This window comes from Aliiruegeria sabulilitoris, from assembly GCF_001558155.1.
In the GTDB taxonomy this organism is placed as follows: Bacteria; Pseudomonadota; Alphaproteobacteria; order Rhodobacterales; family Rhodobacteraceae; genus Tropicimonas; species Tropicimonas sabulilitoris.
On sequence record NZ_LOAS01000074.1, the window covers coordinates 1 to 4,966 of the forward strand.

Annotated in this window: 6 protein-coding genes and 1 tRNA gene; 4 read left to right on the forward strand and 3 right to left on the reverse strand. The window is 61.4% G+C overall.

Annotation, left to right across the window (positions count from 1 at the left end; genetic code table 11):
* The 3 genes from AX756_RS24355 to AX756_RS24365 all read right to left on the reverse strand — a co-directional run.
* On the reverse strand, window positions 1-453 hold a 453-nt coding region (locus AX756_RS24355; protein WP_197431141.1), incomplete at its 3' end, for a recombinase family protein.
* The gene (locus AX756_RS24360; RefSeq protein ID WP_068318412.1) at window positions 450-857 is read right to left on the reverse strand and encodes a DUF2924 domain-containing protein; all 408 of its coding nucleotides are present in this window, start codon (window positions 855-857) and stop codon (window positions 450-452) included. The genes AX756_RS24360 and AX756_RS24355, both read right to left, overlap by 4 nt.
* Window positions 854-1,084, reverse strand: coding sequence for a DUF3489 domain-containing protein (locus AX756_RS24365; protein ID WP_068318414.1), 231 nt, complete (start codon window positions 1,082-1,084; stop codon window positions 854-856). The genes AX756_RS24360 and AX756_RS24365 overlap by 4 nt, the downstream gene beginning before the upstream one ends.
* A gap of 532 nt (window positions 1,085-1,616) precedes the next feature.
* Here AX756_RS24365 and AX756_RS24370 point away from each other — a divergent pair.
* The 4 genes from AX756_RS24370 to AX756_RS25930 all read left to right on the forward strand — a co-directional run bounded on the left by AX756_RS24370 (window position 1,617) and on the right by AX756_RS25930 (window position 4,965).
* On the forward strand, window positions 1,617-3,011 hold the full coding sequence (locus AX756_RS24370; protein ID WP_231701183.1) for a site-specific DNA-methyltransferase: 1,395 nt from the start codon (window positions 1,617-1,619) through the stop codon (window positions 3,009-3,011).
* Window positions 3,004-3,435 (forward strand): DUF5681 domain-containing protein, encoded by a 432-nt coding sequence (locus tag AX756_RS26210; protein WP_068318416.1) that lies wholly within the window; start codon window positions 3,004-3,006, stop codon window positions 3,433-3,435. The genes AX756_RS24370 and AX756_RS26210 overlap by 8 nt, the downstream gene beginning before the upstream one ends.
* Window positions 3,422-4,903, forward strand: a complete 1,482-nt coding sequence (locus AX756_RS24380; protein WP_068318419.1) for a phage terminase large subunit family protein — start codon at window positions 3,422-3,424, stop codon at window positions 4,901-4,903. The genes AX756_RS26210 and AX756_RS24380 overlap by 14 nt, the downstream gene beginning before the upstream one ends.
* Window positions 4,891-4,965 (forward strand) — tRNA-Leu (locus AX756_RS25930). The genes AX756_RS24380 and AX756_RS25930 overlap by 13 nt, the downstream gene beginning before the upstream one ends.
* The last annotated feature ends 1 nt before the right edge of the window (window position 4,966 follow it).

Here is a 4,966-nt window from a genome sequence, read left to right on the forward strand (position 1 = left end):
CTTGTCGCGGATCCGCTCAGCGGTGACTTCGCGCTCGAACTGGGCAAAGGAAAGCAGCACGTTCAGTGTCAGCCGGCCCATCGACGAAGAGGTGTTGAAGGCCTGGGTGACGGAAACGAAGGAGCAATCTTTCTCTTCCAGACGCTCGACCAGCTTGGCGAAGTCGGCCAGCGAGCGGGTCAGCCGGTCGATCTTGTAGACCACGACCATGTCGATGCGACCGGCATTGATATCGGCGAGCAGCCGCTGCAACCCGGGGCGCTCGAGCGTGCCGCCGGAGATGCCGCCATCGTCGTAGCGCGCCGGCAGCATCTTCCAGCCCTCGTGGCGCTGGCTGGCGATATAGGCGGCACAGGCCTCGTGCTGGGCATCGAGAGAATTGAAGTCCTGGTCGAGCCCCTCGTCGGAGGATTTGCGTGTGTAGATGGCGCAGCGGATCCGGGGCTTGCTCATGACCGGGCCTTTCTGTTGAGGCCGAAGAACCGCGGTCCGGACCAATGGGCGCCGGTGATCTCGCGAGCGATGACCGACAGGGACCGCCAGCTCTGGCCATTCCAGCGGAACCCGTCCTCGGTGACCTCGACAACATGGGTGACGCCGTTCCACTCACGCAGCAACCGACTGCCCGGCTCGAGTTTGGCCGTCTTCGAACGACGTCCAAGATCATCGCTCTGCATCAACGCCTTCCGGACCCGGGCGGGCAGACCACCGGATCTGCGGGTCTGGATCTCGGTGGCAAGGAACCGGCGCAGGAAAGACCGGCTTAGCCCTTTCGGCACCTGGGTGTCGAAGATCTCGGTCCAGGCCGCGATCAACGCGGCCCGGTCCATAGTTTCGAGATCGGCGACGCGGATCATTCGGACGCCTCGGCCTCGGCCGTGATCCGGTAGAGGGACGGACTGCCCTTTTCGAGGGCCGTTTGCCGCTCGACCGTGTAACCGGCCTTCCGTAAACCGCTCAGGACCGCCCGGGCGGAATGCGGCTGCCATCCGGTGGCCTTGCAGATCGCCTCGATGCTCGTGCCCTCAGTGCGAGCGAGCATCGCACGCACCTTGTCGGTCTTTGTCTGCTTGCGCTTGGTCATTGGTCTTCTCCTCAGGTAGCGGGCCGGCGGGATGCCAGCCCCGGTACCGAGGAGAGCCCGATCCGTTCGGGCGTGTTGTCAGTGACGCTCTGATCGCGGCAACAGTCCAGCGGAACTTGTGCAATGGCGCATGCTCGAAAGATCCTTTCATGTTCGTTCACAGAGCACCTGTCGAAACCGGCAACCGATCACGTTTTGCCTCTCTCGATGCTCGGCTGCGCGCTGCACAACCCGGACAGGCAGAATTATAGCATGCCCACGATTTTTGTTTGTTTACAATTCATTAAGGCAATTTCATCCTTGACAAGAACAGCTGCGCAATGCTAGGCGCTGTCCTGCCTGCTTCATTACGGGGGCTAAATCGCTACCCTGGCAGCACTCACATGGGCACCATGCCCAGCAGAGAGCATTCGAAGCGGCAACAAACCGGATCCATCGGTCCGGGGAGTTGCTGTGTATGCTCTCTCCGTATTCCCGACGCGATCCATTCTGACCTTCGCCGTTCCCACGGCACCTATGAATGGAGACACAAATGCGTGCCCGCCCCACAAAACCCGCTGCCCCGGCATCGACCAAACCCATCTGGATGGCTGACAAGGTCGTCCAGACCCCGGTTGCTGACCTCAAACCCTATGCCAACAACAACCGTATCCACACGGCGAAGAACGTCGGCAAGCTGAAGGCCTCGGTGGCCAAGTTCGGCTTCGTCGCGCCTATCCTCGTTGACTGCGACGGCGTCATCATCGCTGGTCATGGGCGCCTGGAAGCTGCGAATGCGCTCGGCCTGACCACAGTTCCGACCGTGGTGGCGGATCACCTGAGCCCGGCCGAAGTGCGGGCGCTGCGGATCGCCGACAACAAGCTGGCGGAACTCTCGGACTGGAACGAGGCCGCGCTGCAGATCGAGTTCGCGGACCTGATGGACCTGAGCCTGGATGGGGAACTGGACTTCAGCCTCGACATTACAGGCTTCGAGACGCCGGAAATCGACATCATCATTGATGGGGTTAGCGAAGCTGAATCCACGCCTTCGGAAACCGTCGAGGCGCCCGATCCGTCGAAGCCGGTTGTGACCCAACCCGGCGACCTCTGGGTCCTCGGGGATCATCGCATTCTCTGTGGCAATTCGCTGGAGGAGGCCAGCTATGCCCGTGTCCTTGATGGCGAGCGCGTCGGGATGGTCTTCACCGACCCGCCCTACAACGTGCCGGTGAACGGCCATGTCCGCTCGGGCAATGGCGGGGAACATCGCGAGTTCGCCATGGCCTCGGGCGAGATGTCGGATTCTGAGTTCCGCAGTTTCCTCGCGACATTCCTGACCGGGACCCGGGACAAGATGGCCGAGGGTGCCGTCGGCATGATTTGCATGGACTGGCGGCACATCGGGGATCTGATCGCGACAGGCAAGTCCTGCGGCCTCGAGTTGATCAACCTCTGTGTCTGGAACAAGACCAATGGCGGCATGGGCAGCCTCTACCGTTCCAAGCATGAGATGATCTGCGTCTTCAAGAAGCCGGGCGCGCCGCACATCAACAATGTCGAGTTGGGCAAGCACGGTCGCAACCGGACCAATGTCTGGGACTATGCAGGCGTCAACAGCTTCGGCAAGGGGCGGGAGGCAGATCTGGCCGATCACCCGACCGTCAAGCCGACCGCCCTGGTGGCCGATGCAATCATGGATGTGAGCCATCGCGGTGACGTGGTGCTGGATGCCTTCGGCGGCTCCGGCGCAACGCTCCTCGCCGCCGAGAAAACCGGTCGTCGGGCGCGGCTGATCGAACTCGACCCGGCTTATGTCGATGTTGCCATCCGCCGCTGGCAGGAGATGTCCGGGAAGGAGGCGGTTCATGCCACGACCGGCGAAACCTTCGATGACCATACCGCGGCTGTCGGTACTGCCAATCCGATGGAGGCGAGCCATGTCTGAGCCCGAGAAAAACTACGAGGTCGGCTACGGCCGGCCTCCGAAACGCACGCAGTTCAAGAAGGGCCAGTCGGGCAATCCGAAGGGCCGGCCGAAAGGCGCGAAGGGTTTCAATGCCAGCCTGCAGCGTGAACTGGAGACCAAGGTCATCGTTCGCGAGGGCAATCGTGAGGTGAAGATCTCCAAAGCGGAGGCCGCAGCCAAGCGCCTTGTCGCAACGGCCCTGAAGGGTGACATGAAAGCCCTGACGATGCTCGCGCGTTTCGATGCCGACCTGTCCGGACGGCTCGACGCCGACGCCGCGGGCACTGCTCTTTCCGACACGGCTGAGCAGGTGGACTACGACATCCTTCGCCATTTTTTTGCAGAGGAAGATGGCGACGATGCGACGACTGAGGATGAGGAGGGAGTCGATGACTGCTCCTGATCCGCATCAGGTTCGTCTGGCCGCGCTTCAGCGCAGCCGGAACAGCTTCTTTTTGTTCGTGTGGCGGGTGTTCGACACCCTCCACAAGGGGGCGAATGACCGGTTTGAACCGGCGTGGCACGTCCAGGCGATGTGCCATGAGCTCGACAATGTACGCATCGGCGAGAACAAGCGGTTGGTGATCAACATCCCGCCGCGGTGTCTGAAATCCGTGACGGTGGCGGTTGCCTATGTCGCCTTTATCCTTGGGCACAACCCCGGGGCCAAAATCATCGTTGCGAGCTACGGGCTCGATCTTGCGCGCAAGCATTCCGACGATTGTCGGCGGGTCATGTCCTCAAGATGGTATCAGCAGATGTTTCCTTCGACCCGGCTCGCGAAGAAAGGCAACACTGCCGAGGAAATCCGGACAACGAAAGATGGCAGCCGCAAGGCCGTCTCCATCGGCAGTTCAGTCACAGGCCACGGGGCCGACTACATCATCATCGACGATCTGCTGAAGGCCGGGGACGCAAATTCGGAAGCGGAACTTCTTCGCGCGCAGGAGTTCATCGAGGGATCGCTGCTGTCGCGGTTCAACAACCAGGCCGAAGGCCGCGTGGTGATGATCGCTCAACGGCTCCATGAACTGGATCCGCCGGGATACCTGCTCGACAAGGGAACCTATCGGCATCTCAACCTGCCGGCGATCGCCGAGGAGAACGAGAGCGTCCGCATCGGGAACAAGACGGAACAGGTCCATTGCCGCTGCCCCGGTGATCTGCTGTTCCCTGAGCGGCTCGACCGCGAGACGCTGGACCGCATGCGCCGCGAAATGGGATCGGCCATCTTCAACTGTCAGTACCAGCAGAACCCGATCGCCCCTGACGGGTCGCCGCTTCGCTGGGAGTGGTTTGGCACCTACGAAACCGTCGAGGACCGGCGGTGGTATCAGCTCATCGTCCAAAGCTGGGATACAGGAATGTCCTCGTCGCCGAGTTCCGATTTCTCGGTCTGCACGACCTGGGGGTTCCGGGAACACAAGTGGTATCTGCTTGACGTGTGGCGGGGCCAACTGGACTATCCGGACCTGAAGAGCAAGGCCTTGCAGTTGGTTGCCCAATGGGATCCGGAACGTGTCCTCATCGAGGACGCGGCAACCGGGCGCCCCTTGTTCGATGAACTCTTCCCAGAGGATCGACGACGCTACGAGCGTATCCGGCCGGACAAAGAGAAGGAGATCCGCTTCAACGCGTCTTGTGCTCCAGTCGAGGAGCGCAAGATTTTCCTTCCGGTCGATGCCCCCTGGCTTGCGGGCTTCAAACATGAACTCCAAGCTTTTCCGAGGGCTCGCAACGACGACCAGGTCGACAGCTTCAGCCAGTTCCTGAACTGGTCCAAGGGCAATGGCCCGTGGCGGGCGCTTGGCCGGCATCACCCCCTCGTTGAAGAACGTCGCGAGAAAAACCGGCAGAAGCGGCGACGGTAGTGGTAGCTCTCAATACTCTGGCTCATAACCTGAAGGTCGTAGGTTCAAATCCTACCCCCGCAA

Coding starts and splice junctions, on each gene's coding strand:
- AX756_RS24360 (WP_068318412.1), bottom strand. CDS start 857: ATGATCCGCGTCGCCGATCTCGAAACTATGGACCGGGCCGCGTTGATC.
- AX756_RS24365 (WP_068318414.1), bottom strand. CDS start 1,084: ATGACCAAGCGCAAGCAGACAAAGACCGACAAGGTGCGTGCGATGCTC.
- AX756_RS24370 (WP_231701183.1), top strand. CDS start 1,617: ATGCGTGCCCGCCCCACAAAACCCGCTGCCCCGGCATCGACCAAACCC.
- AX756_RS26210 (WP_068318416.1), top strand. CDS start 3,004: ATGTCTGAGCCCGAGAAAAACTACGAGGTCGGCTACGGCCGGCCTCCG.
- AX756_RS24380 (WP_068318419.1), top strand. CDS start 3,422: ATGACTGCTCCTGATCCGCATCAGGTTCGTCTGGCCGCGCTTCAGCGC.